General features: G+C 56.3%; 23 protein-coding genes. 13 read left to right on the forward strand and 10 right to left on the reverse strand.

The genetic code is table 11. The annotated features are described in order from the left end of the window. Positions 1-134 precede the first annotated feature (134 nt). Positions 135-1,799, reverse strand: coding sequence for an energy-dependent translational throttle protein EttA (gene ettA, locus J4D97_RS11330; protein ID WP_208307681.1), 1,665 nt, complete (start codon positions 1,797-1,799; stop codon positions 135-137). Positions 1,800-2,231: 432 nt separating this feature from the next. Here ettA and J4D97_RS11335 point away from each other — a divergent pair, with 432 nt between their 5' ends. The 3 genes from J4D97_RS11335 to J4D97_RS11345 all read left to right on the forward strand — a co-directional run bounded on the left by J4D97_RS11335 (position 2,232) and on the right by J4D97_RS11345 (position 4,702). Continuing rightward, positions 2,232-3,527, forward strand: a complete 1,296-nt coding sequence (locus tag J4D97_RS11335; RefSeq protein WP_208307682.1) for a DUF349 domain-containing protein — start codon at positions 2,232-2,234, stop codon at positions 3,525-3,527. A gap of 136 nt (positions 3,528-3,663) precedes the next feature. After that, positions 3,664-3,885 (forward strand): DUF2795 domain-containing protein, encoded by a 222-nt coding sequence (locus J4D97_RS11340; protein WP_019948259.1) that lies wholly within the window; start codon positions 3,664-3,666, stop codon positions 3,883-3,885. A 31-nt stretch (positions 3,886-3,916) separates the two neighbouring features. Further along, positions 3,917-4,702: an ABC transporter ATP-binding protein gene (locus J4D97_RS11345; RefSeq protein ID WP_208307683.1), complete on the forward strand. Its 786-nt coding sequence runs from the start codon at positions 3,917-3,919 to the stop codon at positions 4,700-4,702. A 172-nt stretch (positions 4,703-4,874) separates the two neighbouring features. Here J4D97_RS11345 and J4D97_RS11350 read toward each other — a convergent pair whose 3' ends face one another. The 4 genes from J4D97_RS11350 to J4D97_RS11365 form a co-directional block, all read right to left on the reverse strand. Continuing rightward, entirely contained in the window at positions 4,875-6,044 is a 1,170-nt protein-coding gene (locus tag J4D97_RS11350) for a lycopene cyclase family protein (RefSeq protein WP_208307684.1), read from the reverse strand. 61 nt (positions 6,045-6,105) lie between these two features. After that, positions 6,106-6,747 carry an RBBP9/YdeN family alpha/beta hydrolase gene (locus tag J4D97_RS11355; protein ID WP_208307685.1) on the reverse strand — a complete coding sequence of 214 codons (642 nt, stop codon included), beginning with the start codon at positions 6,745-6,747 and terminating at the stop codon, positions 6,106-6,108. Positions 6,748-7,044: 297 nt separating this feature from the next. Further along, the gene (locus tag J4D97_RS11360; protein WP_185282068.1) at positions 7,045-7,908 is read right to left on the reverse strand and encodes a TIGR00730 family Rossman fold protein; all 864 of its coding nucleotides are present in this window, start codon (positions 7,906-7,908) and stop codon (positions 7,045-7,047) included. A 338-nt stretch (positions 7,909-8,246) separates the two neighbouring features. Continuing rightward, positions 8,247-9,509: an ABC transporter permease gene (locus J4D97_RS11365; RefSeq protein ID WP_208307686.1), complete on the reverse strand. Its 1,263-nt coding sequence runs from the start codon at positions 9,507-9,509 to the stop codon at positions 8,247-8,249. Between the two features lie 223 nt (positions 9,510-9,732). Here J4D97_RS11365 and queA point away from each other — a divergent pair, with 223 nt between their 5' ends. The 10 genes from queA to J4D97_RS11415 all read left to right on the forward strand — a co-directional run bounded on the left by queA (position 9,733) and on the right by J4D97_RS11415 (position 17,385). Then, positions 9,733-10,782: a tRNA preQ1(34) S-adenosylmethionine ribosyltransferase-isomerase QueA gene (queA, locus tag J4D97_RS11370; RefSeq protein WP_185282064.1), complete on the forward strand. Its 1,050-nt coding sequence runs from the start codon at positions 9,733-9,735 to the stop codon at positions 10,780-10,782. A gap of 192 nt (positions 10,783-10,974) precedes the next feature. Next, positions 10,975-11,706: a 2-C-methyl-D-erythritol 4-phosphate cytidylyltransferase gene (locus tag J4D97_RS11375; RefSeq protein ID WP_208307687.1), complete on the forward strand. Its 732-nt coding sequence runs from the start codon at positions 10,975-10,977 to the stop codon at positions 11,704-11,706. A gap of 263 nt (positions 11,707-11,969) precedes the next feature. Then, positions 11,970-12,653: a cytochrome b/b6 domain-containing protein gene (locus J4D97_RS11380; protein WP_185282061.1), complete on the forward strand. Its 684-nt coding sequence runs from the start codon at positions 11,970-11,972 to the stop codon at positions 12,651-12,653. Then, positions 12,650-13,435, forward strand: coding sequence for a molybdopterin-dependent oxidoreductase (locus tag J4D97_RS11385; protein ID WP_208307688.1), 786 nt, complete (start codon positions 12,650-12,652; stop codon positions 13,433-13,435). The genes J4D97_RS11380 and J4D97_RS11385 overlap by 4 nt, the downstream gene beginning before the upstream one ends. Before the next feature lie 82 nt (positions 13,436-13,517). After that, entirely contained in the window at positions 13,518-14,132 is a 615-nt protein-coding gene (locus tag J4D97_RS11390) for a DUF4142 domain-containing protein (protein WP_208307689.1), read from the forward strand. A gap of 50 nt (positions 14,133-14,182) precedes the next feature. Then, positions 14,183-14,425, forward strand: coding sequence for a hypothetical protein (locus tag J4D97_RS11395; protein WP_185282058.1), 243 nt, complete (start codon positions 14,183-14,185; stop codon positions 14,423-14,425). Positions 14,426-14,460: 35 nt separating this feature from the next. Further along, the gene (locus tag J4D97_RS11400) at positions 14,461-15,066 is read left to right on the forward strand and encodes a DUF4142 domain-containing protein (protein ID WP_208307690.1); all 606 of its coding nucleotides are present in this window, start codon (positions 14,461-14,463) and stop codon (positions 15,064-15,066) included. 90 nt (positions 15,067-15,156) lie between these two features. Continuing rightward, positions 15,157-15,801, forward strand: a complete 645-nt coding sequence (locus tag J4D97_RS11405; protein ID WP_208307691.1) for a DUF4142 domain-containing protein — start codon at positions 15,157-15,159, stop codon at positions 15,799-15,801. A gap of 125 nt (positions 15,802-15,926) precedes the next feature. Next, a complete protein-coding gene (locus J4D97_RS11410) occupies positions 15,927-16,541 on the forward strand; it encodes a DUF4142 domain-containing protein (protein ID WP_208307692.1) in 615 nt (204 codons plus the stop codon). Between the two features lie 235 nt (positions 16,542-16,776). Then, a complete protein-coding gene (locus J4D97_RS11415) occupies positions 16,777-17,385 on the forward strand; it encodes a DUF4142 domain-containing protein (RefSeq protein WP_208307693.1) in 609 nt (202 codons plus the stop codon). 72 nt (positions 17,386-17,457) lie between these two features. Here J4D97_RS11415 and J4D97_RS11420 read toward each other — a convergent pair whose 3' ends face one another. From J4D97_RS11420 to uvrA, 5 genes are all read right to left on the reverse strand, one after another. Continuing rightward, on the reverse strand, positions 17,458-18,771 hold the full coding sequence (locus J4D97_RS11420) for a hypothetical protein (protein ID WP_208307694.1): 1,314 nt from the start codon (positions 18,769-18,771) through the stop codon (positions 17,458-17,460). Positions 18,772-18,788: 17 nt separating this feature from the next. Further along, entirely contained in the window at positions 18,789-19,715 is a 927-nt protein-coding gene (locus tag J4D97_RS11425; RefSeq protein ID WP_208307695.1) for a hypothetical protein, read from the reverse strand. Beyond that, complete coding sequence (locus J4D97_RS11430) at positions 19,712-20,398, reverse strand: hypothetical protein (RefSeq protein WP_208307696.1); 687 nt, start codon at positions 20,396-20,398, stop codon at positions 19,712-19,714. Before J4D97_RS11430 ends, J4D97_RS11425 begins: the two co-directional genes overlap by 4 nt. Then, on the reverse strand, positions 20,395-20,937 hold the full coding sequence (locus J4D97_RS11435) for an RNA polymerase sigma factor (protein ID WP_347879339.1): 543 nt from the start codon (positions 20,935-20,937) through the stop codon (positions 20,395-20,397). The genes J4D97_RS11430 and J4D97_RS11435 overlap by 4 nt, the downstream gene beginning before the upstream one ends. A gap of 173 nt (positions 20,938-21,110) precedes the next feature. Then, entirely contained in the window at positions 21,111-24,086 is a 2,976-nt protein-coding gene (uvrA, locus tag J4D97_RS11440) for an excinuclease ABC subunit UvrA (protein ID WP_243900265.1), read from the reverse strand. Between the last annotated feature and the right edge of the window lie 161 nt (positions 24,087-24,247).

Genomic DNA, 24,247 nt, shown 5'->3' on the forward strand with positions numbered 1-24,247 from the left:
GTTTACTGAGTCCGTGGGCGTCTGACCGGTATCATTGCGCGAGCTTCGTGCTAATGGTTATCCATGCGGCGCAGGCATCAGCAACGGCAACCGGTCGGACGCCTACGGCGTCGGACCGGTGGACGCTCAGTACCCTACCCCAAGCTGCGGTAGCGCACGCGCTTGGGCTCTACGTCGCCCAGGCGCTTCTTCTTGGCTTCTTCGTAGTCGGAGAAGTTGCCCTCAAACCACACCACTTCCGAATCGCCCTCGAAGGCGAGAATGTGGGTAGCCAGACGGTCCAGGAACCAGCGGTCGTGGCTGATAATGACGGCGCAGCCGGCAAAGTTTTCCAGCGCGTCTTCCAGCGCCCGGATAGCGTTTACGTCCAGGTCGTTGGTGGGCTCATCAAGCAGCAGCAGGTTAGCGCCTTGCTTGAGGGTCGTGGCCAGGTGCACGCGGTTCCGCTCCCCGCCCGAGAGGCTACCTACTTTCTTTTCCTGGTCGCCGCCGCGGAAGTTGAAGTTGCTTACGTAGGCGCGGGCATTCACGGGGCGGCCGGCCAGCAGCATGGTTTCAGTACCACCCGAAATCGACTCAAACACCGACTTGGCTGGGTCCAGCGTGTCGTGCTGCTGGTCTACGTAGGCGGTCTGCACGGTAGGGCCTACCTCGAACGTGCCCGCATCGGGTTGCAGTTGGTCAGTGATGAGGCGGAACAGCGTGGTTTTGCCGGCGCCGTTTGGCCCGATGATGCCCACGATGCCGCCCTGGGGTAGGGAGAAGCTCAGGTTCTCGAACAGCAGCTTATCGCCGAAAGCTTTGGTCAGCCCCTCGGCCTCAATCACCTGGGCGCCCAGGCGCGGGCCGTCGGGGATGAACAGCTCCAGCTTCTGCTCCTTCTCCTTGGCGTCTTCACTCACCATTTTGTCGTAGCCAGCAAGGCGGGCCTTGCTCTTGGCCTGGCGGGCCTTGGGCGCCATGCGCACCCACTCCAGCTCGCGCTGGAGGGTTTTCTGGCGCTTGCTCTCGGTTTTCTCCTCCTGGGCCAGGCGGTTGGATTTCTGCTCCAGCCAGCTGCTGTAGTTGCCCTTCCACGGAATACCTTCGCCGCGGTCCAGCTCCAGAATCCAGCCGGCCACGTTGTCGAGGAAGTACCGGTCGTGGGTGACGGCAATGACGGTGCCTTTGTACTGCTTGAGGTGCTGCTCCAGCCACAGCACGCTTTCGGCGTCGAGGTGGTTGGTGGGCTCGTCCAGCAGCAGCACGTCGGGCTCTTGCAGCAGCAGGCGGCACAGGGCCACGCGGCGCTTTTCGCCACCCGAGAGGTTGCTTACCACGGCATCGGCCGGGGGCGTGCGCAGGGCGTCCATGGCACGCTCCAGCTTGCTATCCAGGTTCCAGGCATCGAGTTGGTCGAGGCGTTCCTGTACTTTTCCCTGTCGTTCGAGCAGTTTATCGAAATCTGCATCCTCGGCACCAAATGCCTCGTTAATTTCGTCGAATTCCTTAAGGAGGGCCACGGTTTCGGCCACGCCCTCTTCCACTACCTCCTTTACCGTTTTGGAGGCATCCAGCTGCGGCTCCTGCTCCAGATAGCCCACCGTATAGCCCGGCGACCACACCACTTCGCCCTGAAACTGCTTGTCGACACCGGCAATGATTTTCAGCAAGCTGGATTTACCGGAGCCGTTCAGACCCAGCACGCCGATTTTGGCACCGTAGAAAAAGGATAGATAGATGTTTTTGAGAACCTGTTTCTGGGGCGGAAACACCTTGCTAACGCCCGCCATCGAGAAGATAATCGTCTGGTCGCTCATATGACTAAAAAAAGTGGAAATGAAACAAATGATTAGCGGCACTGCCGGAAGTAGCTCTTACCCTGGCAGCAACTCCGGTACCACAGCCCGCAACCGGGTTTTGCAGTGGCTTCTGCGGAAGTATACTACAGATGCCCTATTTTGCGTATGATTGATTTGAAACAATAACATGACAGGAGGTTTTCTCCACTCATTTTTCACCTTATTGCCTGATCTACAAATGCTGTTTGGCTGGCTGGTAGTACCTTGCCGGCATACCACCTGATAGGGCCGGAGTTGCCGCAAAGGTAGCGTCCTGCGTGGCTTTTTGCCCTATATTATGCTAAGCGCGTGGGCATTTCTGCCCGGCATGCCGTAAACTTGTGCACTTAGTCTAGCTTCACATTCCGCTCGCTCCTCCCTCCACTTATTCGCTTCCGCGCTATCCCAATTATGGAACAACACGACCACCTCCTCGCTACCGCCCGCCAATACGGCTATGTCGAGGATGACCAGGTGTGGCTCCGTCCGTTTATGACGCTGCCTGCCCGCCGGGTAGGTCAGGTTAAAGACTCTCCCGACACCTCCCTCATCTACTTCGCCCAGCGCTTCGAGCTGTTTCGGGCCAAGGTAGAAGACCTGCTGGCCAAGATGGCTGCCTCCGACAACAAGGGCTCTTTCCTGATGAAGGCCCTGCACCTGAAAGAACAGATAGCCAGCTATGATGGGCTAGGCGATTTTGAGAGCCTTTACCACCGCCTCACCGAGGCCGAAGAAGGCATCAACGTAACCATTGCGCAGAACCGGGAAAAAAACATGGCCACCAAGCTGGGCGTGTTGCAGGAGCTGGAAGAGCTACGCGATACCCTGGATTTTCAGACCGCTACGGAGCGGGTGAAAGCCCTGCGCCAGGTCTGGATCAAGACTGGTCCCGTTGACAAGGATCTGATTGAGGACATGGAGGACCGCTTCCGGGCGGCTGTGGATGCCTTTATGCAGCGCAAGCGCGATTTCCTGGCCGATAAAAAGGCCATGACCAACCGTGTGCAGGACAAGTACATGGCGCTCATCCGGCAGTCGGAAGCCTTGCAGGATTCCGACGACTTCGAGAATACCACCCGCAAGCTCAAGCAGCTGCAACAGGAGTGGAAAGACATTGACGCCTCCCTACCCCGCAAGCAGGCCAACGACTTGTGGACGCGTTTCCGGGCAGCGCACAACCACTTCTTCGAGCGCCTGAAGGTGCACATCAACACCAAGCGTACTGAAAATCAGCCCGAAGACAATCTCGCCCGCAAGCGTGGTCTGGTGGCGGAGGCGGAGGCCCTGCTGCACCGCCCCATGTCGGAGGCGGTGGCCCGTGCCAAGGAGCTGCAAGCCGCCTGGAAGAAGGTAGGCCCCGTGCGCGGCGAAGAGTCGGACCGAGTGTGGGAGCAGTTCATTGCCGCCTGCGACAAGGTGTTTGAACTCAGCTCGTTGGAGCACTACATCCGCAAGCGCCACGGCGGCGCCCCTGAGCCCGGCACCCGCGACGACCAAATAGCCGCCCGCGTGCAGGCCCTGCGCGAGTTCGTGAAAAGCGACCGGCAGGAGCAACTGGTGCTGGAAGAAAACCTGAGCAAGCTCAACGTGTCGCCCGGCAATGAGTCGTTTCGGACCATGTTACAGGGGAAAATCCGGGCGTTTGAGCGGAAAATCCGCACCAAAAATCATTTAATTGAGCTTCTACAAAAAGGAGTGCTTGTATAAGCAACCTTCAGTTGTATTTTACGTTGTCGGCAAGGAGCAACGTTTTGCCGGCCTCCGTGTCTACCTTCACATCGTCGTAGACCAGCGAGCTTGCGACGTGCCACCTTTTGCCAACCTTTTTTTATAGTACACGACTATGTATTGGACGCTGGAACTGGCTTCCTATCTGGAAGATGCCCCCTGGCCTGCCACCAAGGATGAACTCATCGACTACTCTATCCGTTCGGGCGCCCCGATGGAGGTAGTGGAGAACCTGCAGGCCTTGGAAGACGATGGTCAACCCTACGAGAACATCGAGGAAGTATGGCCCGATTATCCGACCAAGGAAGACTTCATGTTCAACGAGGACGAATACTAAGAACTGTTGAATATTAAGTGTTGAGTACTGAATGAGTGATTTTGAATTAACCGACAATCATTCCTCACGCAGCATTCAACATTCAGCACTCGACATTTCCGGATTGGTTGCGGGGTACGAACAGCGCGTTCTGCTCCGCAACCTTTTTTTTGTGGTACCCGAGCCGGCTTTCGTGGCAATTATCGGGCACAACGGCTGCGGCAAAACCACACTGTTTCGGGCCCTCACGGGGCGCATTCCCTACCAGGGCACCATCCGGGTAGCGGGGCGTGATTTGCGCACCGTAGCGCGGCCCGCCGCCGAAGGCCTGCTGGCCTACCTACCCCAGCGCACTACCGTAGGCTTTCCCATTGCCGTGCGCGAGTTGGTAGTGATGGGGCGCTACCGCCACCACCGTTTCCTAGGCGGCTACTCCCCTACCGACTATGCCCTCTCCGACAGCGCCTTGCAACAGGTAGGCGCCGCCCACCTCGCCACTCGTGATTTCACGCTGCTTTCCGGCGGCGAACAGCAGCTGGTGTGGCTGGCGCAGCTCTCCTTGCAGGAAGCAGGGTTGTACCTGCTAGACGAGCCCACCCAGCAGCTGGATGTGTACTACCGGCGTCGCGTGTTTGCCTTGCAACAGCAGTGGGTAGCCGAGCAGGGCAAAACCATCCTCTGCATTACCCACGACCTAGACAACCTCACTGCCTTCCCACCCGGCGGCCACCTGCTCAACCTCTCCCGCCCCACGCCTACCCTCCTCCCCCTCACGCCGGAGGTAGTGTTAGCCGAGAAGGCGTATCTAGAAAGTGAGGAAAGCTTTGTGAAGAGGTGAGTAGTGAGTAGAAAATACGACTGTCATCCTGAGCTTGCGAAGGACCTTCTCACGTTAGGACGAGTCGTTATCATGCTTGTCGTTCCAGCGTAAGAAGGTCCTTCGCAAGCTCAGGATGACAGACGCTTTGCATTCACAACTTCACAAACTCACAATTTCACTACTCACCATCTCACCGCTTCCCCGGCCGGCCGCGGAGCACGTGCCAGATGGAGCGCAGAAACGGCCACGGCTGCACCGAATTCATGATCTGGAAATTTTCCCACCAAGAGGTGCGCTCGTCCAGAAACCGTAGTACGCGTTCCAACGGGTTGTTGGTAAACAGATCGGAGAAGATGCGGCTGGTGATTTCGCCGCGGCGCTGCATGATGTCGAGTAGCAGGGTGTCGAACAGGTGAAACTGCCACCGGTCGCCGGTGAGGTGGCGGGGCGGGGCGCCCGTTTCGGCCAGGGCCGCCACCAGCCGGGCTGTGTGCGCCTGAATGCGCTGGAAGGCGTAGCCGGTGCTGGGCTTGGCCCGTCCCGCGCGCGTGCCCAGGTTGATGATGCGGGCACCCGCCCGCGCCGGCAGTGGGTGGTCGGTCATGGGAATGGCACCTACCTCTTCGGCCTCAATCTGAAAGTTCTCTACCCCCAGCGTATCGCGCAGATAGCCGCGCATGGCTTCTTCGTACTCGGCTTTGGGCAGGACTTCGGCCGAAAACAGCGTGTACTCCACCAGCGCTTTGGTAGGGCTGAAGGGTAGCACGTAGATGAAGCGCGCCTCCTGGTGCTGCGCCCCCCGGAAGTCCATGAACTCCACCGTGGCCGGATCGAACACGGCGCGGTCGGTTGTTACTTCCCAGCCTACAAAGTGCTGGAGCAGGTAGCGGTGCTTGTCGGGCCGGCGCGTGAGGGTAGGCGGGCGACTATCGAAAGCGTAGCGAGCCGTGAACTCGCCGGCCGTGGTGGTAGCGCGCACGCCGTTGGGCAGCTCCGTAAGTGTTTCTACCCGGCCGCGCACTTGCGTTACTTGGGGAGCCGTACCCAAAGCCTTCCGCGTAAACTGGTAGAAATCCAGCCCCCGAATCATTTTATACGTGTACTCCTCCAGCGGAAACACCTGGTTTAGCCAAGGACTGCGGAACGCCAGCCGCCGCCATTCGTGGGCCACGATACTGTCGAAGGGGGTAGGCGCGGCCGTCCAAAACGACCACGTGCGGTCGTTCTGGTCTTTGGCTTCGGGCTCAATCAGCAGTACCCGCTTGCCGCTAAGGCGCGGCTCTTGGGTAATGGCATAGGCCAGGCTGAGCCCAGCGGCACCGCCACCCACCAGCATGTAGTCGAAATCAGAGCTTTCCAAACGCAAACGGCGGCCGGAGTAGACCGGCCGCCGCTGCAAGTTAGACTTCCTGACGTAACTACTACGCCATCATGGGGTACAGTTTAAGGCCGCCGGCCAAGTCGCGCACGGCGTCGCGCACGTCCAGGTCCAGTTCAGCGCTGAAGTGCTGTCGCCCTGACAGGATGCTTACCTGCGACTGGAGGCGCTCCACCCACAGCTGCTCGTTTTCTTTGTAACCGGAGGTATACGGGTCGTCGTCAGAGAGCAATACCATCAGCTTGTCCTGCGGAATCAGGGTGCGGGCCGCCTCGTAGTCCACGGGGGCGTGCATCCAGTTCAGAATATCCTGCCAGGGACTATCTACCGAAAACCAGCCGGCTACACACAGCACACCGCCTATTTTCCGGGGTTTTTCTTCTTCTTTCGCCACGCTGGCCAGATAGTGCAAAATAGCTAGGCAACCCACGCTATGGCCTACCAGAATCACGTTTTCGTTGAGTTGAGATGGGGGCAGCACCTCGCGCAGATACTCCACGGCCCGCTCAATTACGGGTAAATCCCAAGCGGGCATATTTAGCGCCCGCACTTGGTAGTTAATGTCATCTTCTTCGGCAGCCGCCGCCAGTTGACTGCCCAGCCAGGGGTACCAATCGTTGTTGGCAGCACCCGCCCAGCGCGGAACGATATAAACGGTTTTAGTTATAGGAGTAGTGGTAGGCATGGTGGGTACAGTTTGTTTTAGAGGACGTATATACTACAAAACCATTACGGTCGGATTCCCGCTTTGCAAAAAAGATTCCATTTTTGAAGTAGAAAACTTAATAAAGTTATCCGCTTAAAATCCTGTTTCCCACTTTTATAACCTGAAAAAAACGGACTTTCCATACTTAAAATAATAACTTATCAGCATTAAGCTAGTTGAATATCTTTTTATAATTATATAAAAGCAACAAAGCCTACTATTCTTCATACCAGAAGAATAGTAGGCTTTTTCCTATACAGAGAAATAGACTTCTGCTTAGAAGTTGGGCGAAAGCAGGTACTTGGAGTAGAAGTCGTCGATAATCTTCACAGCCGATTCGGCGTCGTCTACGATCTGCACCAGTTGCAAGTCCTCAGGCGAGATGTTGAACTCCTCATGCAGCATCACGTCTTCAATCCACTTAAACAAGCCATTCCAATAAGCCGAGCCTACCAGCACGATAGGGAAACGGCCGATTTTCTTGGTTTGAATCAGCGTCATGGCCTCAAACAACTCGTCGAGCGTGCCGAAGCCGCCGGGCATGCCAATGAAGCCCTGCGAGTACTTCACGAACATCACCTTGCGCACGAAGAAGTAGTCGAAGTTGATGATCTTGTCGGAGTCGATGTAGACGTTGTGGAACTGCTCGAAGGGCAGTTCGATGTTGAGGCCCACCGACTTGCCGCCCTCGGAGCGGGCGCCTTTGTTGCCGGCTTCCATGATGCCGGGGCCGCCGCCCGTAATCACGCCGTAGCCGTGGCGCACCAGCTTGGCCGCAATTTCCTCGGCCATCTTGTAGTAAGGATTCTCGGGCTTGGTACGTGCCGAGCCGAAGATGCTCACGCACGGGCCGATTTTGCTCAGCTTCTCGAAGCCCTCTACAAACTCGGCCATCACCTTGAAGATCTGCCAGGAGTCGGCAATCTTGATTTCGTTCCAGTCCTTGTCTACAAACGCTTGGCGGATACGCTGCTCGTCATCAACCTGCACCGTGCGCTGGCCATGGGTTTGCTCGCGGATATCGCTGATGGTCTTGGCCTTATTGTCGTTTACATCGGGCCTTACAATGGTTTTGCCGCTACCCGCATTCAGGGTTTCATCGGCAATCTTGGTTTTGCTGTTCTTAGTAATCTTTGACATAGCCTGTACTGAAAAACCGTCGGACCGGGCTTAATCGGCCAGATGGCAAAAGGGGTAAAATAAAAACCGCCCGCGCTGGGGCGGGCGGCCAAATGTAGGCCTAGGCAAGTTAACAATTTGTTAACAATAGGTGGCCGATTTGTTACGGGTAGACTGATAGGGGCAAGATGGTAGAATGTCATGCTGAGCGCAACGGAGCGAAGTCGAAGCATCTCGCGCGCAACGGTACTCCCAACTATCAGGAATTACTTACGGTAGAGATGCTTTGACTCCGCTCAGCAGACGGCCTACTACCTTACCCCGCTTACTGCTTGCTACTCTCTAATTCACTCTCTACCCTATTTCGCCCGGATGGCAATAACGGGGTCGAGGTTAGCAGCCAGCACGGCGGGGATGATACCGGCCAGCATGCCAATCACCACCGACACGGTGAGGCCCAGCGTGATGTTGCCGGCCGACAGGAACAGTGGCATGGCATCCTGCGGAATGGCCGTTATCAGAAATACCAGGAAGATGCCGGCGCCACCACCTAGCAAGCACAGGAAAACGGCCTCAAACAAGAATTGAAACAGAATGAAGTAGTTCTTGGCGCCCAACGACTTCTGAATGCCGATGATGTTGGTACGCTCCTTCACCGACACAAACATGATGTTGGCAATACCGAAGCCGCCTACCAGCATGGCAAAGCTGCCGATAACGGCCCCGGCCACGCCAATTACCGAAAACAACGAGGTAATGGCGTTGGCCAGCATCTCGGGCCGGTTGAGGGAGAAGCTGTCTTCCTCACGCGGCTTAAGCCCCCGGATATTCCGCATCAGCCCCTGCATCTCCGACTCTAGGTTGAGTAGACCGGGGTCGGAGTCGACGCCTTTCACGCCGATGGTAGGCGTGACGCCACCCCCGCCCCCGCTGGCAATGGCAAATATCTTGGTGAACATACCAAACGGAATCAGGCAGTTGGCGTCGTTGCTGGGTGTGTCGAGCAGCTTCTTGCCTTCCTTCTGTAACACCCCGATAACGGTGAACGTGAGGCCCTTGGCCTTGAACGTCTGCCCCACGGCCGAGGTATTAGGATACAGGTTAGCGGCAATATCAGCCCCGATGATAGCCACACTCCTAGCCGACTCTACCTCCTGGGGCGTGAAGTAGCGCCCCTCGGCCAGTGGCACGTCCGACACAATGTAGAAATCGTAGCTAACGCCCTCCAGGCTACAGCTTGTCATGCTATTGCTGCCTGCTTTAAAGGTGTTGCCGCTGGTGTTGGCGAAGATGGCTACCCCACGGTTGCTGCCGGGGCTGAGGTTGCGCTGCAACGCCCGGAACTCGCGCACGGTAGGCACGGGGCGGTTGAAGTATTTCCACCACGGGACGCCCGGCCCGAAGGACCACGGCCACTTGTTTACGTAAATCACCTTATCTCCCACAAAGCTCATGCTCTGGCGCACGTTGGCCTCCAGCGAATCGACCACCGCAAACACCGAGATGATGGAGAAAATACCCACCGTGACGCCTAGCAGCGACAGAATGGTGCGCAGCAAGTTGCCCTTCAACGCGTCCCACGCAAACCGAAAACTCTCGAAGGTCAAACGCAAGGCTTTCATAGGATATAGGTAGAAAAGGACCGATGGAAAAATAAAGATGGCTGCAAGGAATGAATTTATAGCACAAAGCGCCCTGCAATCGTGTTGAATACAGTAGAGCTTGGCAGGCAAGCGCTGTGAAAGCCATTGCCTACCTGCCTGGCTCCGTGCTTATCCGGCGAATTTATGTACTTTTGCCGGCTCAAATTTTCGTTACTTCCCCTACTATTGCCCATATCTGCCCATGAAACTTTCTGAGTTCAAATTTGATCTGCCCGAAAACCTAGTGGCGCAGCATCCGGCCAAAAACCGCGACGAGTCGCGCCTCATGGTGCTGCACCGCGACAGTGGCAAGATCGAGCACCGCGTTTTCAAAGATATTATCGAGTATTTCGACGAAGGCGACGTATTTGTACTCAACGATACCAAGGTATTTCCGGCCCGCCTGTACGGCAACAAGGAAAAGACTGGTGCTAAAATCGAGGTATTTCTGCTGCGCGAGCTGAACCGGGAAATTCACCTGTGGGACGTGCTGGTAGACCCCGCCCGCAAAATCCGGGTAGGCAACAAGCTGTACTTCGGCGAGTCGGATATGGTGGCTGAGGTGATTGACAACACCACATCGCGCGGCCGTACCATCAAGTTTTTGTTTGATGGCTCCGACGAAGAATTCTACAAAGCCCTGCACGACCTGGGCGAAACGCCCCTACCCCGCGAAATCATCACGCGCGATGCCGACGCCCAAGACAAGGAGCGTTACCAGACTATTTATGCTGCGCACACGGGTGCCGTGGCCGCGCCGTCGGCAGGCCTGCACTTCACCCGCGAGGTGATGAAGCGCCTGGAAATCAAAGGGGTAGACACTGCTGCCGTAACGCTGCACGTGGGCTTGGGCACTTTCCGTCCGGTAGACGTGGAAGATCTAACCAAGCACAAGATGGATTCGGAGAACTTTATTGTACCTCAGGAGGCCGCTACCATCGTGAATAAGGCGCTGGATGCCAAGAAACAGGTGTGCTCGGTGGGTACTACCACCATGCGGGCGCTGGAGTCGTCAGTATCGGCGCACGCCCGCCTGAAGGCCAACCAGGGCTGGACTGACCGCTTCATATTCCCTCCCTACGAGTTCAAGATTGCTACCTCGCTGCTTACCAACTTCCACACTCCGGAGAGCACGCTGATGATGATGGCCTCGGCCTTCGCCGGCCACGAGTTCCTGATTGAGGCCTACCAAACAGCCATTAAGGAGAAGTATAAGTTCTTCAGCTACGGCGACGCGATGCTGATTCTGTAGTAAGATTTTAGATTTCAGACTCGTTGTTCTGATTCTTTAACCTGACTTATATTCCGCCTGTCATTCTGAGCTTGCGAAGGACCTTATCACAGTAGAACGATTATCGAAATAACGACTCGTTCCACTGTAATAAAGTTCTTCACAAGCTCAGAATGACAGGCGGTTTTTATTTTTGCTACCCTACCCGATTTTATGCCTACCGATAGCCAAGGTCCTGAGACCTTAAACACCCAAGACCCACGCGAAGCGCCCCGATTCGCTATCCTCGTGGCCGGTGGTAGCGGCACGCGCATGGGGGCTGCCAAGCCCAAGCAGTTTCTGGATTTGTTAGGCGAACCAGTATTGCTGCACACGCTGCGCCGCTTTGCCGAAACGCCCTTGCGGGTGCAGCAGTGCGTGGTGGTGCTGCCAGCCGAGCAGTTCTCCACCTGGCACCAGCTCTGCGCCGAGCACAATATTCATATACCGCACACGGTGGTGGCGGGCGGCGCTACCCGTTGGGCCTCGGTGCGCAACGGCCTCGCCTACCTCGCCGACCAAAAAAGCGGCACAGTAGTGGTGCACGATGGCGTGCGGCCCCTGGTGCCGGCCTCGGTGATTGAAGAATGCTTTGCCACGGCCGAGGAGCACGGCACCGCCGTGGCGGCAGTGGTACCCAAAGACTCGGTGCGCAACTTGTCGCAGCAGGGCTCCTACGCGCTGGACCGCGCCCGCCTGCGCCTCGTGCAAACGCCCCAGTGCTTTGAATTGGAGCTGCTGCGTCGTGCCTACCAGCTCCCCGAGCTGCCTACCTTCACCGACGACGCCAGCGTGGTGGAAGACCTGCACGCCATCCACTTGGTGCCCGGCGACTACCGTAACCTGAAGATTACCACGCCCGAAGATTTGCTGCTGGCCGAAGCTATTCTGCGCAGCACTACGTAGGTAGTAAAAATCCCCCCCCTACCCCCTCCCCTCCGGAGAGGGAGAGCCCAATGGTTTAGCTGTTAGCTAATAGCTCTTATCCAATGAAAAGCCAATAGCTAACACCCATCCGCTAATGTCCCCGGAAAAGGCTCCCCCTCTCCCGGAGGGGAGGGGGTAGGGGGGGGGTCAGCGCCCGCACGAGGCCCCTGCCTCCTTTGCAACGACGAGACACAACAGATTGTGCCTCTACACTGTGTATAGCCCAACCCTACCCCTTCACCATGAAAAAGCTGCTCGAAAAGCACCCGCTGGCTATCCGCTGGTTTCACTGGATAAACTTTCCGGTGCTGGCTATTATGATGTGGAGCGGCCTGCTGATTTACTGGGCCAACGATGTGTACCGCATTGGGTGGGGCGACACTACCTTGCTGAAGTTTTTCCCGAAGTCATTTTATGAAGCTTTACACGTGCCGTTTCAGTTGGCGAAGGGCATGGCTTGGCATTTTGTGGCGATGTGGCTGTTTGTGCTGAACGGCATAGCGTACGTGCTCTACACGCTGATTTCGGGTGAGTGGCGGTACTTGGTGCCAGGCCGACACGCTTTGCGCGAGGCGTGGCAGGTGGTACTGCACGACCTGGGCATTCGCAAGGCACCGCTGCCGGTGCGCAAGTACAACGCGGCCCAGCAGATTGCCTACTCCGCCGTGGTGCTAATGGGGGTAGGCTCGGCCCTTACCGGCTTTGCCATTTACAAACCCACCGAGCTGGCAGGGCTTACTACCCTATTGGGCGGCTACGAGTGGGCACGGGCCGAGCATTTCATCCTAACGCTGGGCTACGCGCTGTTCTTCGTGGTGCACGTGGCACAGGTGGTGCGCGCCGGCTGGAACAACTTCCGCTCGATGATAGCCGGCTTCGAACTGGTAGACACGCCTACTTCCTCCTCCAACTCTACCCGCCCATGACCGCTCCCCAACGCCCTACTCCTACCCCCAACGACGAAGCTGTGGAGCAAGAGGCTGCCCGCCGCTCCCGCCGGGCTTTCCTGACGGCTGGCTTGGCCTCGCTGGCGGCGCTGGGCGGCTGGCGCTGGCTGGCAACGCGCCCCACCGACGATGGCGCCCTGTGGCCCCTGCGCCGCGTGCTGGACGTGAACGGGAAGATTTCCAAAGAATTTCTGAGCAACGCCGACCTAGCCCCGGTGTTTCCGCGCAGCCGCGCCAAGGAGCCGCGCATCAACGGCAGTCTGGGCCTGAAGAGCCCGCTGGATACAACGGCTTGGCAGTTGCAGGTGCAGGGTTTACGCGCTGATGGTCCGGCGCCGGTACGCACGTTTTCGCTGGCTGATATTCAGGCCCTACCCCGCGTGGAAATGACCACTGAGCTGAAGTGCATTGAGGGCTGGAGCGTGGTAGTGAACTGGGCTGGAGCGCGCTTTTCCGATTTTGTGACACACTACCAACTAGCATCGGCAGCCGACTTGGCGCCCTACGTGCACTTGGTAACACCCGATCAGAAATATTATGTGGGTATGGACATGCAGAGTGCCTTGCACCCCCAAACCCTACTGTGCTACGAGATGAACGGCCAACCGCTAACGTTGGAGCACGGCGCACCGCTGCGGCTGGTAACACCCCTGAAATACGGTATCAAGCACATCAAGCGCATTGGCAGCATTGCGTTTACCGCCCAGCGCCCGGCCGATTACTGGGCGCAGCGTGGCTATGACTGGTATTCAGGCTTGTAACAACACAACCGTAGTAGTCCACATCGGTTTTGCCTCAAGGCCCGAACCAAACTACCACACCCAGAGGTGCGTATAGCAGGACATGACTCTCCCTACCCCCCTCCCACGCCATCGTCGTTTGCTGTGCCTGCTTGTGGTAGGCGGCTGCTTCGCGTCGCTTAGTGCCTGCTCGCCGGGTACCAACAGCGACAACCCCGTAGCCGCGGCTCTTGCGCAAAACGAAAAGCGCATCGACGACCTCGATATTACCGCAAAACAGAAGCAGGACGCTGAGTTCATGGTAAATGCTGCGGCCGATGGCATTCTCAACCAGCAACTGGCCACTGTGGCGCTGCAGCGCGCCGCTACCCCCAGTGTACGCAACTTGGCGCAGACCCTGCTCAATCAGTACATTAAAATGACTGGGGAGTTGAAAACGCTGGCTGGTCGGAAGGGCATTACGCTGCCTGAGGCCCTGGGCTCGGAGCGCAAGGAACAATACGATAATATATCGGCCCTCACGGGCACTGCCTTCGACAAAAAATACAGTGCGGCTATAGTCGATGGCCAGAAGAAAGCCGTAGACTCCTACGAAGACCTCAGCGAAGACGCCTACGATGGCGACATCCGGGGGTTTGCCGCCAAGTACTTACCCATGCTGCAACAGCAGGTGACCCAAGCCCAGCAGGTGCAGGATGAGGTTGAAAAGCTACCGTAATTCCATTCTACCCTCCGCTCTTTTCCACACCATTTCACTTTTCTTTTCTGATGACGTACCGTATCCTGACCGGCCTAGCTTTGGCCGCTGCTCTCTCCCTCTCGGCTTGCAACGACGCCGAAAAACGCACTGATGGCACCGCCGGCGAAGCGGTAAGTGACATTGATAAAGCTGCTGAAGAAGGCGGCGTGCAGGCCGATGCCGTGGTAATCGACGATAACGCTGGCCCTACCGTTACACCCTCGGCCGCCGACTCGGCCGCGCTAGATAAGAGCGGCACGACGCAGCCCTAAGTTACCCTTCCCCTCCACCTATTCTTTTCTTTCCGATGAAACGCATATTGCTAGCTCCGCTTTGTGCGGTGGCTTTGCTGGCAGCTATGGCCAGTTGCACATCCAACGGCGACTCCGTAGAGCAAGCCCAGAAAACCAACGAAGCCCGGCACGAAAATGCCACTGCCAACACGGACATGGGCGACATGAAACAGGATAAGAAGGATTTCGACTCCGATTTCATGACCAAAGCGGCTAGTGGCGGCATGTTAGAGGTGGAATTGGGCCGTTTGGTGGCCCAACGAGGTGCTACCCCCGAAGGCAAGCAATTTGGTCAGCATATGGTGGATGACCATAGCAAAGCCAACGAAGAACTGAAAGCCCTAGCTGCCCAAAAGAACATCACGCTTCCCAGCACACTCGGCGAAGACCACCGTGAGGTGCTGGACGATGTGACCGACGAGAAAGGCGTGGACATGGACAAGAAGTATCTCAAAGAGATGGTGAAAGACCATGAGGAGGATGTAAAAGAATATACGGAAGCTTCCACCAATGCTAGCGACCCAGATATTAAAGCTTTTGCGGCCAAGAATGTCCCCATTCTGAAGCAGCATTTGGCGATGGCTCAGAAGATGTACGCAGCCGTAGAGCAAAGAAAATAACGATACTGAGAGCGAAGCCCACATTGGTTATCCATGGGTAGGCTTTGCACCAGTGTCTTTCTCACCAGCCCTATTCCTTCCTAATCCTATATGAAAACTTCCTTTCTAACGCTGACCTACGTTACTGCTTTAGTAGCAATGTCGGCGTGCAGCCAAGACAACACGGCCACTACTGATACAGCCGCTGGAAACGTGAGCAATACGGACTCGGGCCCTATGACTATGCACGTCCCTGATACCAGCAATACAGACGTTACTACAGCGGCGGAGGCTCGTACAGCACCACCCATGCTCAACGGTTCTACCATCACGGGTAAGGATTTTGTGCTGAAAGCAGACCAAGGCGGCCACAATGAGATTGGACTGAGCAAGCTGGCCCTAGAAAAAGGCGTTACTGGCGATGTAAAAGCCTTTGCAACCAAAATGATTGACGACCACACCAAGGCCGGCAATGAGTTGAAGGCGGTGGCACAGAAGAAAAACATAGCTCTACCGGGAGAAATGGATCCGTATCACAAATCCCTTTACGACCAGATGAGCAAGATGTCGGGCAAGCAGTTTGAGCAGGCCTATGTAAGCCAGATGGTAAAAGACCACCAACAGACGGTGGATTTACTGAACGGTGAGATTCAGGCTGGTTCTGATCCAGATGTGAAAGCTTGGGCTCAAAAAACGCTACCCGTTGTGCAACAGCATACAACGATGGCGCAGCACAACGAAGGCATGAACATGTAACAACGCAGGGGTGTAGAAGGCCTACTTCTCTGTAGTGGTTTCGTATTGCTTCTGTTACTACCCTATCCATATATCAACATGGTAGGCAAAGACTTACTTTCCTTTTCCAATAACTATTCTTTCTCATGAAAATCATTTTCCCTAGCCTGCTATGCGCGGGCGTGCTGTTGTTTGCTACATCTTGTGGTAACGACACCACTTCGAACAACGAAACTGCAGCTGCTGATTCCGTGGCTACTGAAAACACCATGGAGTCAGCAGACGCCCCGGCCATGAACATGGCCTCCGATACGGCCACTGCTCCCCACGCTACCGACGAGGAGTTCATGAAATCGGCCGCACACAGCGACCAGAACGAAATTCAGCTCAGTAAATTGGTGCTTGAGAAAGGCGTAACAGGAATGGCCAAGGACCACGCTAACCAAATGGTAACGGACCACACCAAGTCGACGGCCGATCTAAAGGCCATTGCGCAGAAGAGAAACGTGACCCTCCCCACGGACATGGACGCTGCGCATAAGGCTATAGCTACTACCATGCAAAAGCTTTCCGGCAAAGACTTGGAGACGCAGTATATGCAACAGATGGTATTAGATCACCAGAAAACGCTAAACACTATGCAGGCCCACGACAAAATGACGCAGGACGCTGATCTGAAAGCATTCATCGCTAAAACAGCACCTGTGGTACAGAACCACCTGACCATGTTTAAGCAACACGCTGACACCGGCGCAATGTAAGGCTACCTACCCGATGCTTTACAGGAAAAGCCGCTACCATCTGGTGGCGGCTTTTTTTGGTTAGAAACAATTGTGCTTGGCTGACGCGTAGTGCGTATTCATATACTAATGATATGTCATTCAATTATTTATAAATCAATTAATCAAATCATGTTGCAACATATATTGAATACGATCAGTATACTTTAGCTGTTGTATGCTACCATGCAGGTAGCAACACCTTTTTCAGTTGCACATGAAATTGACTACAAAATATATTCTTGGCGCCCTTCTAATTGGCTCTTTCTCTTTTGCTACCACCCCGGTAGCTCAGGCGCAAAAGAAGCCGGTGAAAGAGGCAGAAAAAATCAATAAGAAGCGCAACCGGCTAAAAGCTGATTCCTCACCTTACTCCAAAGATCAGCTGCAATACGATGCTGAGTTTGCCGTAGCGGCTTCTAGTAGCAACATGCTGGAAATAGCCTTAGGCAAGCTGGCTCAGCAAAAGGCCATTGCCACGGAGGTGAAAGAGTGGGGCAAACGCATGGAGCAGGAGCACGGCCAGGCCGAGCAGCAACTCCAAGCCATTGCCGAGCGCGCCTGCATTACTCTACCCCAGATGATGGGCAAAGATGACCGCGGCATCTACGACGATATCGACGACCGGAAATACTTCGGCTTCGACAAAAAATACATGCGCGACCTACAGGAGTTGCATGAGCGCACCATTGCCCGCTTTGCGGATGCGGCCGCAAAAGCCTCCAACCCAGAACTGCGCACCTACGCCGCCGAAATGCTACCCAAGCTGCGCGAGCACGAGGAAATAACAGCTCAGCTATTTGAGCGAGCTAGTGACCGGAAGTAGAAGGTATTGTTTGTATATCATCACATAATTCAGACCCGCACTGTAATAGTATGGGTCTTGCTATATCAAAACCTACCTATATTTAAACCGGTAGCGTAAGCCAATGCTAAGCCCCGGTTGAAGACCATAAGCGGCGCTAAGCAGCGGCCTGATAAACACCCCCTCGGCCGTGACCTGTACCCGACGGGTGCGCCCAAAGCCATAGGCCAAGCTCAGGCCCAGCATGGGGTTGACAGCGGATTGCTTCTCGCGGCCACCAGTAATAATCGTTGGTTCAATTTGGCTGGGCACGTATTCCTTACGCTGGTAATGCAGACGATAAAAAACTAGCGCAGCCCCCGCTACCACGTCTACCTGCACGCGCTGCTGCGGTAGTTTGGTGAGGGCATAGCGCAACAGCACAGGAACTGCCAAGTTGTATTCGTTTTGAGAAGTCTCGTAGTAGCCCTGGCCCGTAGGATAGAAGTTATCGTTGTATTGTTTATGGTCATACTGCAAACCCAACTGCACTGCTAAGCGGGGCCGCAAATAGTACCCTACGTACAGATAGGGACCGATTATAGTGCCCCTCCTATATGAGTAATAATTTCCACTGCTGCGCACGGCGTAGCCGTACGCACCCACTTGTGCACCTACGTACCATTGCGGAGTCAATACACCATCCATCACCTCGGGCACGTAAGGACTTGCCACGGCAGCGCCGCCCAGTACCAAGCCTACGCGTACGCTACCGGTAAGCTGCTGCCGAAACGAACCTTCATTCGTCAACAGACGCACATAGCCTGCATTAACATCAACAAAACCGTATCGCCCCAAACGCCGCTGTAGACCGTAGAGCAGTGCGACCTGCGCGTGTACGCGTCGTCCACCTAGCGGGGTTAGGAAGAAGGGTAGGTCAGAATAGCGTCCGAAACCGGCACCCAGCGCTGCTGATAGGTAATTAGCAGAGAAGTTTCCCGCGTTATGGCCCTGCCGGATGCGGCGTTCCAAGTTATAGTAGAATCTCCCAGCTAGTTGTGCACGCACGCTCGGTCCTGATTGTGCCTGCCTACTGTTATAATCGTATCGATAGTAATGTAGCCAGGCAGGACTGATTTCGCCCATCACTGACCAAGCCCTACCCACTTTTCGCTCGTAAATCAAATGTATCCCGTAACGCTGGTAGCCGCCGCCGGGTGTAAAATTGTTAAGACCTACCTTCAACAAAGCACGCTCTTCACGCTGCACGCGCAGTGCCATGGTATCCACCTGCAACGGTTGCCGAAGCACTTCTTCGGAGTAGCTGATACGAGTAGAATCAGGCGCCGTTTGCCCAGCTACAACGACGGGAGTTAGAACTATTCCTACCAGGAAACAGCGGCGCACAAGCAGTAATATATCCAGCATAGATAATAAGTAACAGGCTATGGTTGAAAAACGAATTCCTGAGTCTGGAGCCTAAGGGGGGCATACGAGGTGCTCACGCGCACTACCGGCCGTAGCTGTGTTGCCATTGTAGTCAGTGTAGCCCGCCCCCCAGCACTACGTTGGTTGGCTTGGTACACTGCGGGTACTTGCAGCGTACCCTGTTGTACACTAAGTTGATAAGTAAACTGCTCCGGCTGTGGCGCACTCACTACGACTTCCGTGCGGTCGGCCTCTACTGTCAACTTGCGCAGGTCGGCAGTGGGCTGGGCGTGCACACTGCCGTATTGATTATGAATGACAGTTGTGCCCCCTATCCGAAATAATTGCACCGCCGATTTATTAGCCTCACAAGTAAAATTAGCTTCTACATCACTCGCCGTCATATCGGCGTAGCGGGCAGTTATAGCCACAGTACCTTGTAAATTTTGTAGGGTAATCTTTCCAAAGTCTTGCTCCAATTGCTGCCAACCATACAGGTCGATTAAGCTAGTTTGGCCGTAGGTATTGGCCGCTACTAAGTGATTACCAGCGGGCATCATTACCGTATACTCAGCCCGCAAATCACTTTGCACAGCGGGCGCCCCGGCGGGTAAGGAGAAAAAGTTGACTAGGTTGATGGCGCTGACGTTCTGCTGCAAGCGATACTGCGCCGCTGCCAAGTCACGCTCGGCTACGGCGCGGTCGGGGTGGCGGGCGCTCAGGCGCAGCACCACCTGCACAATGGGCTTGTCCCAGCCTTGCACCCGCAGCGTGGCTTTCTCGGCCCGAATGCGTACTGGTGTATTGGGCTTGCACACCCAGCGCTGCTCCAGCGTGCGGGTTACTACCTGTACTTTTTGCTGCGCCTGGGCACCGAGGCTACTCAGTAGCCAAAGCAGCACCAGCACGCCCGCCCGACAACGATTCTGCACCGTGTTGCTCATGAGATAAGAAGTTGAACCAACTCGCGGGTGAGCGTGGCGCGCAACGTGGTCAGCTGCACCTGCTGCCGTACCAGAACCGGTGAGGCCCCAAACCGCTGTGCATCCTGCCGCAGTTGCCGCTCTTGCTCCTCCACTTCCGATAGTTGCGCCCGCAGTTCCCGAAATTCATCTGACTGGCACACGGTGGGTAGTGAGGTGCAGTGCGCATCAATAAAGGCCTTTCCCTCCTGCGCCAATGGGTCAGCAGCTGGGGCAAGCCGTACAGTGGCAACCGGTGCGGCTACCTCCTCTTCACTGAACGTAACCGTTTCGCGGGGAGCGGCTGCTACCTGTTTGTCCGGCACCCTAGGCCGCAGCCACCACATGCCAAGTAACAGTAGCACAGCGGCGGCTATACTTGCTACCCGGCGCCACGCATCGGCAGGCCACAGGGGTCGGAAGACAACGGCCGCTGCTGGTGCTTCCGCTTCATCGAGCCGACCAGCAATAGCGTTCCATAACGCTACATCGGGCTCATGCGCGGGCAAGTTGGGCATAGCCTGGGCAATAGCCTGCTCAGCGTCCAGCTGCGCCGCAACGCGCAGCCAGGTAGCCACTTCGGGCTCGTGCGAGGGTAGGTCGGCTATGGCCCGGCGCAGGTGCTCACGTCCGGCTTCCTCGGGTGGTTTAGAAAAATCACTCATCGGTACAAATGCTGAAGTTTGCGTTGTAGCAACCGCTTGGCGTGGTATAGTTGCGACTTGCTGGTGCCCTCCGTGATGCCCAGCAGCTCGGCGGCCTCGCGGTGGGAGTAGCCCTCTACCTCTAGCAGGCAGAAGGTGGTGCGGTAACCGGCCGGCAACTCGCCGATGGCCTTTTCCAGCGCCTCGCCGGTCAGGCTGTCGTGCCAGGCTACCAACGGCTCGGGGTGACTACCGGGGTTGTAGAGTTCCATGCGCTGCTCGTACCGGAGCGTGAGCAAGGCCCGCCGCACCACAATGGTGCGAATCCAGGCACCCAGTGCCGACTGCTGTCGGAAGCTGCCCAACTGCTGAAACACCTGCACGAAAGCGTCCTGCAACGCATCCTGCGCCAAATCCCGGCTGTTCAGAATGCGCAGGGCACACGAGAACATAGCGGTTTTGTAGCGCTGGTACAGCTGGTACTGCGCTTTCCGGTTGTGGGCCAGGCAGGCAGTGAGCAACTGTTCGTCGGTGAGCGGCAAGGTAGGGGAAGCTAGCACGGGGCGGATAGTTGCCCTAAAGTGCTGCGCCGCCGGGAGAAGGTTGGTTAGGGCAGGAAAATTATTTTAAAACTTACTTTTCTGGAGCAGCATTCGACCAGTTGGAGGAAAGTAGTGGACATAAAAAAACCGTCACACACTTCTGCATGACGGTTTTGTATGGTTTACTTGTTTTACTCTACCTCCGCATATTTACTCGTCCTCAACTCCTCAGCCAGGAACTTGCTCGTATAGCCTTTCTTCGACTTGGCTACTTGCTCGGGTGTACCTTGGGCCACGATGGTACCGCCGCCGGCGCCGCCCTCGGGGCCGATGTCGATGATGTGGTCGGCAACTTTGATTAGGTCGAGGTTGTGCTCGATGATGAGGACCGTGTTGCCCTTATCGACTAGCTTTTGCAGTACATCGGAGAGATGGTTGATGTCCTCGAAGTGCAGACCGGTGGTGGGCTCGTCGAGGATGTAGAATGTCTGGCCGGTGTCTTTCTTGCTGAGCTCGGTGGCCAGCTTCACACGCTGGGCTTCGCCGCCGCTGAGGGTAGTGGCCTGCTGGCCCAGCGTGAGGTAACCCAGACCTACATCATTCAGCGTCTGAATCTTACGTAGAATACGTGGCTGATACTCGAAGAACTCCACGGCCTTTTCCACCGTCATATCGAGCACGTCGGTGATAGATTTGCCTTTGAAGCGCACTTCCAAGGTTTCGCGGTTGTAACGGCGGCCTTTGCAGGTTTCGCAGGGCACGTGCACGTCGGGCAGGAAGTTCATTTCGATGGTGCGCAGGCCCGCGCCCTCGCAGGTTTCGCAGCGGCCACCCTTCACGTTGAAGGAGAAACGGCCGGGACCGTAGCCACGGATTTTTGACTCGGGCAACTCGGCAAACAGCTGGCGGATTTCGGTCATCACGCCGGTGTAGGTAGCCGGGTTGGAGCGCGGCGTGCGGCCAATCGGCGACTGGTCTACCTCAATTACCTTGTCGATAAAGTCCAGACCCTCAATAGCCTCATATTTCAGCGGCTCGCGCTTAGCGTTGAAGAAGTGCTGGTTGAGGATGGGGTAGAGCGTGTCGTGAATGAGCGACGACTTGCCCGAGCCCGACACGCCCGTAACGGCAATGAGCTTGCCCAGCGGAAACTTGGCCGTTACGTTTTTCAGGTTGTGGCCTTTGGCGCCCTTCAATACCAACTCCTGGCCGGTGCCCTCGCGCTTTTTCTTGCGTAGCTCAATGTGCTTTTGCCCGCTGAGGTACTGCGAGGTAAGGGAGCCGGAATTGAAAATCTCGGTGGGTGAGCCTGCGGCCACAATGTGGCCGCCGTGGATGCCCGCGCCGGGACCAATGTCCAGCACGTGGTCGGCATGCATGATCATGTCCTTGTCGTGCTCCACCACAATCACAGAGTTGCCGATGTCGCGCAGGTGCTGCAAGGCCTTGATTAGTCGCTCGTTGTCGCGCTGGTGCAGACCGATGCTGGGCTCGTCCATGATGTACAAGACGCCTACCAGCTGGGTACCAATTTGGGTAGCCAGACGGATGCGCTGGCTTTCGCCGCCGCTCAGCGTCCGCACCGAGCGGTGCAGGTCGAGGTAGTCGAGGCCTACCTCCAGCAGGAAGCCGATGCGCTTGCGGATTTCCTTCAGCAGCTCGCGGGCAATCAGGTTTTGGCGCTCCGAGAGGCGGTCTTCCAATCCTTCAAACCACGCCGACAGCTCCTTCACGTCCATTACCGACAGCTCCCCAATGTGCTTATCGGCAATCTTAAAGTGCAACGACTCCTTTTTCAGACGGTAGCCGTGGCACTCGGGGCACTCCTTGGCCTGAGTGTATTGTTGAATCCAGTCCCGAATGTTGTCGGAATCAGAATCCATCTGACGCCGCAGGAAGGGGATAATGCCCTCAAACGGCTCCGTGTAATTGGCCTTCGTAGTGTCGGCGTCCTCGTCTTCCAGAATGCCGTGCAAGAGGCGTTGCACCAAGTCTTCGGGCAGCTTTTGGATGGGCGTACTCAGCGAAGCTTTGTGTTTTTTGAGAATGAGCTGGAGCTGCTGAAAAATCCAGATGTCGCGGTACTCGCCCAGCGGCGCTATACCGCCCCGGCTGATGCTCAGCTTCTTATCCGGCATTACGGTTTCCTCCGTAATTTCCTGCACCTCGCCTAGGCCATTGCACACGGGGCAGGCACCGTAGGGCGAGTTGAACGAAAACGTATTGGGCGCGGGGTCGTCGTAGGCGATGCCGGTGGCCGGGTCCATCAAGAAGCGGGAGAAGAACTGGGTGTTGTCCTTCTTCTTGCTGTCGGGGTCGAGCACGAGCATGGTGCCTTTGCCCTGCGTGAGGGAATTCTGCACCGAGCCCGCCAGACGGTGGCGGTCCTCGGCTTTCACCACCAAGCGGTCAATCACGATTTCAATGTCGTGAATCTTGTAGCGGTCCACCTGCATCTTGGGCGTGATGTCGAGCAGCTCGCCATCGACACGCACTTTCGTGAAGCCCGACTTAGCCACCTGCTGAAACAACTCGCGGTAGTGGCCCTTCCTACCCTTCACTACGGGTGCCAGCACTACCAGCTTCTTGTTGTCGTAGTGCTTCAGGATGTAGTTGATAATCTGGTCGTCCGACTGCCGGATCATCTTCTTGCCCGTCACGTAGCTGAACGCCTCGGCGGTGCGGGCATAGAACAGGCGCAGGAAGTCATAAATCTCGGTAATGGTGCCGACGGTGGAGCGCGGGTTGCGCGAGGTGGTTTTCTGCTCGATGCTAATCACCGGCGACAAGCCTTCGATTTTATCCACATCGGGCCGTTCCAGGCCGCCCATAAACGAGCGGGCGTAGGCCGAAAACGTCTCCATGTAGCGACGCTGGCCCTCGGCGTAGATCGTATCAAACGCCAGCGACGACTTGCCTGAACCGGAAATACCAGTGAACACCACCAGCTTGCCCCGCGGAATCTGAACGGAAACGTTTTTCAAGTTGTGCTCGCGCGCGCCGTATACTTCGATGAACGGTGCTTCGGCGGCGGCCGGGTTGGAGTGGGCGTGGCCGTTGGAGGGTAGGGCTACGGCCGCGGCCGTCAGCTCGGCCTCCGCCGTAGCTATTTGTGAAAGGGGAGAAATCGTAGCGGCCGCAACGGCCGGGGCTTTTTTCTTAGCCATGCAAAGCGGATCGAATAAGTCTGCAAAGGTACGCAAAACGCAGCCGGATGGCTACTCCGAATAGCTTCTTAGCCAGTGGCATTAGCGAATAACGAAGCGGTCGAAGTATGGATGCGTTTGTGGCAGATAGGATACAACAACGCGCTGCCCCGAAATGTCCC

It is taken from the genome of Hymenobacter defluvii, assembly GCF_017589435.1.
In the GTDB taxonomy this organism is placed as follows: domain Bacteria; phylum Bacteroidota; class Bacteroidia; order Cytophagales; family Hymenobacteraceae; genus Hymenobacter; species Hymenobacter profundi.

Coding starts and splice junctions, on each gene's coding strand:
- J4D97_RS11365 (WP_208307686.1), bottom strand. CDS start 9,509: ATGAAAGCCTTGCGTTTGACCTTCGAGAGTTTTCGGTTTGCGTGGGAC.
- J4D97_RS11420 (WP_208307694.1), bottom strand. CDS start 18,771: ATGCTGGATATATTACTGCTTGTGCGCCGCTGTTTCCTGGTAGGAATA.
- queA (WP_185282064.1), top strand. CDS start 9,733: ATGAAACTTTCTGAGTTCAAATTTGATCTGCCCGAAAACCTAGTGGCG.
- J4D97_RS11345 (WP_208307683.1), top strand. CDS start 3,917: ATGAGTGATTTTGAATTAACCGACAATCATTCCTCACGCAGCATTCAA.
- J4D97_RS11390 (WP_208307689.1), top strand. CDS start 13,518: ATGACTCTCCCTACCCCCCTCCCACGCCATCGTCGTTTGCTGTGCCTG.
- J4D97_RS11360 (WP_185282068.1), bottom strand. CDS start 7,908: ATGTCAAAGATTACTAAGAACAGCAAAACCAAGATTGCCGATGAAACC.
- J4D97_RS11385 (WP_208307688.1), top strand. CDS start 12,650: ATGACCGCTCCCCAACGCCCTACTCCTACCCCCAACGACGAAGCTGTG.
- J4D97_RS11355 (WP_208307685.1), bottom strand. CDS start 6,747: ATGCCTACCACTACTCCTATAACTAAAACCGTTTATATCGTTCCGCGC.
- J4D97_RS11430 (WP_208307696.1), bottom strand. CDS start 20,398: ATGAGTGATTTTTCTAAACCACCCGAGGAAGCCGGACGTGAGCACCTG.
- J4D97_RS11380 (WP_185282061.1), top strand. CDS start 11,970: ATGAAAAAGCTGCTCGAAAAGCACCCGCTGGCTATCCGCTGGTTTCAC.
- J4D97_RS11410 (WP_208307692.1), top strand. CDS start 15,927: ATGAAAATCATTTTCCCTAGCCTGCTATGCGCGGGCGTGCTGTTGTTT.
- J4D97_RS11405 (WP_208307691.1), top strand. CDS start 15,157: ATGAAAACTTCCTTTCTAACGCTGACCTACGTTACTGCTTTAGTAGCA.
- uvrA (WP_243900265.1), bottom strand. CDS start 24,086: ATGGCTAAGAAAAAAGCCCCGGCCGTTGCGGCCGCTACGATTTCTCCC.
- J4D97_RS11340 (WP_019948259.1), top strand. CDS start 3,664: ATGTATTGGACGCTGGAACTGGCTTCCTATCTGGAAGATGCCCCCTGG.
- J4D97_RS11375 (WP_208307687.1), top strand. CDS start 10,975: ATGCCTACCGATAGCCAAGGTCCTGAGACCTTAAACACCCAAGACCCA.
- J4D97_RS11400 (WP_208307690.1), top strand. CDS start 14,461: ATGAAACGCATATTGCTAGCTCCGCTTTGTGCGGTGGCTTTGCTGGCA.
- J4D97_RS11415 (WP_208307693.1), top strand. CDS start 16,777: ATGAAATTGACTACAAAATATATTCTTGGCGCCCTTCTAATTGGCTCT.
- J4D97_RS11395 (WP_185282058.1), top strand. CDS start 14,183: ATGACGTACCGTATCCTGACCGGCCTAGCTTTGGCCGCTGCTCTCTCC.
- J4D97_RS11335 (WP_208307682.1), top strand. CDS start 2,232: ATGGAACAACACGACCACCTCCTCGCTACCGCCCGCCAATACGGCTAT.
- ettA (WP_208307681.1), bottom strand. CDS start 1,799: ATGAGCGACCAGACGATTATCTTCTCGATGGCGGGCGTTAGCAAGGTG.
- J4D97_RS11425 (WP_208307695.1), bottom strand. CDS start 19,715: ATGAGCAACACGGTGCAGAATCGTTGTCGGGCGGGCGTGCTGGTGCTG.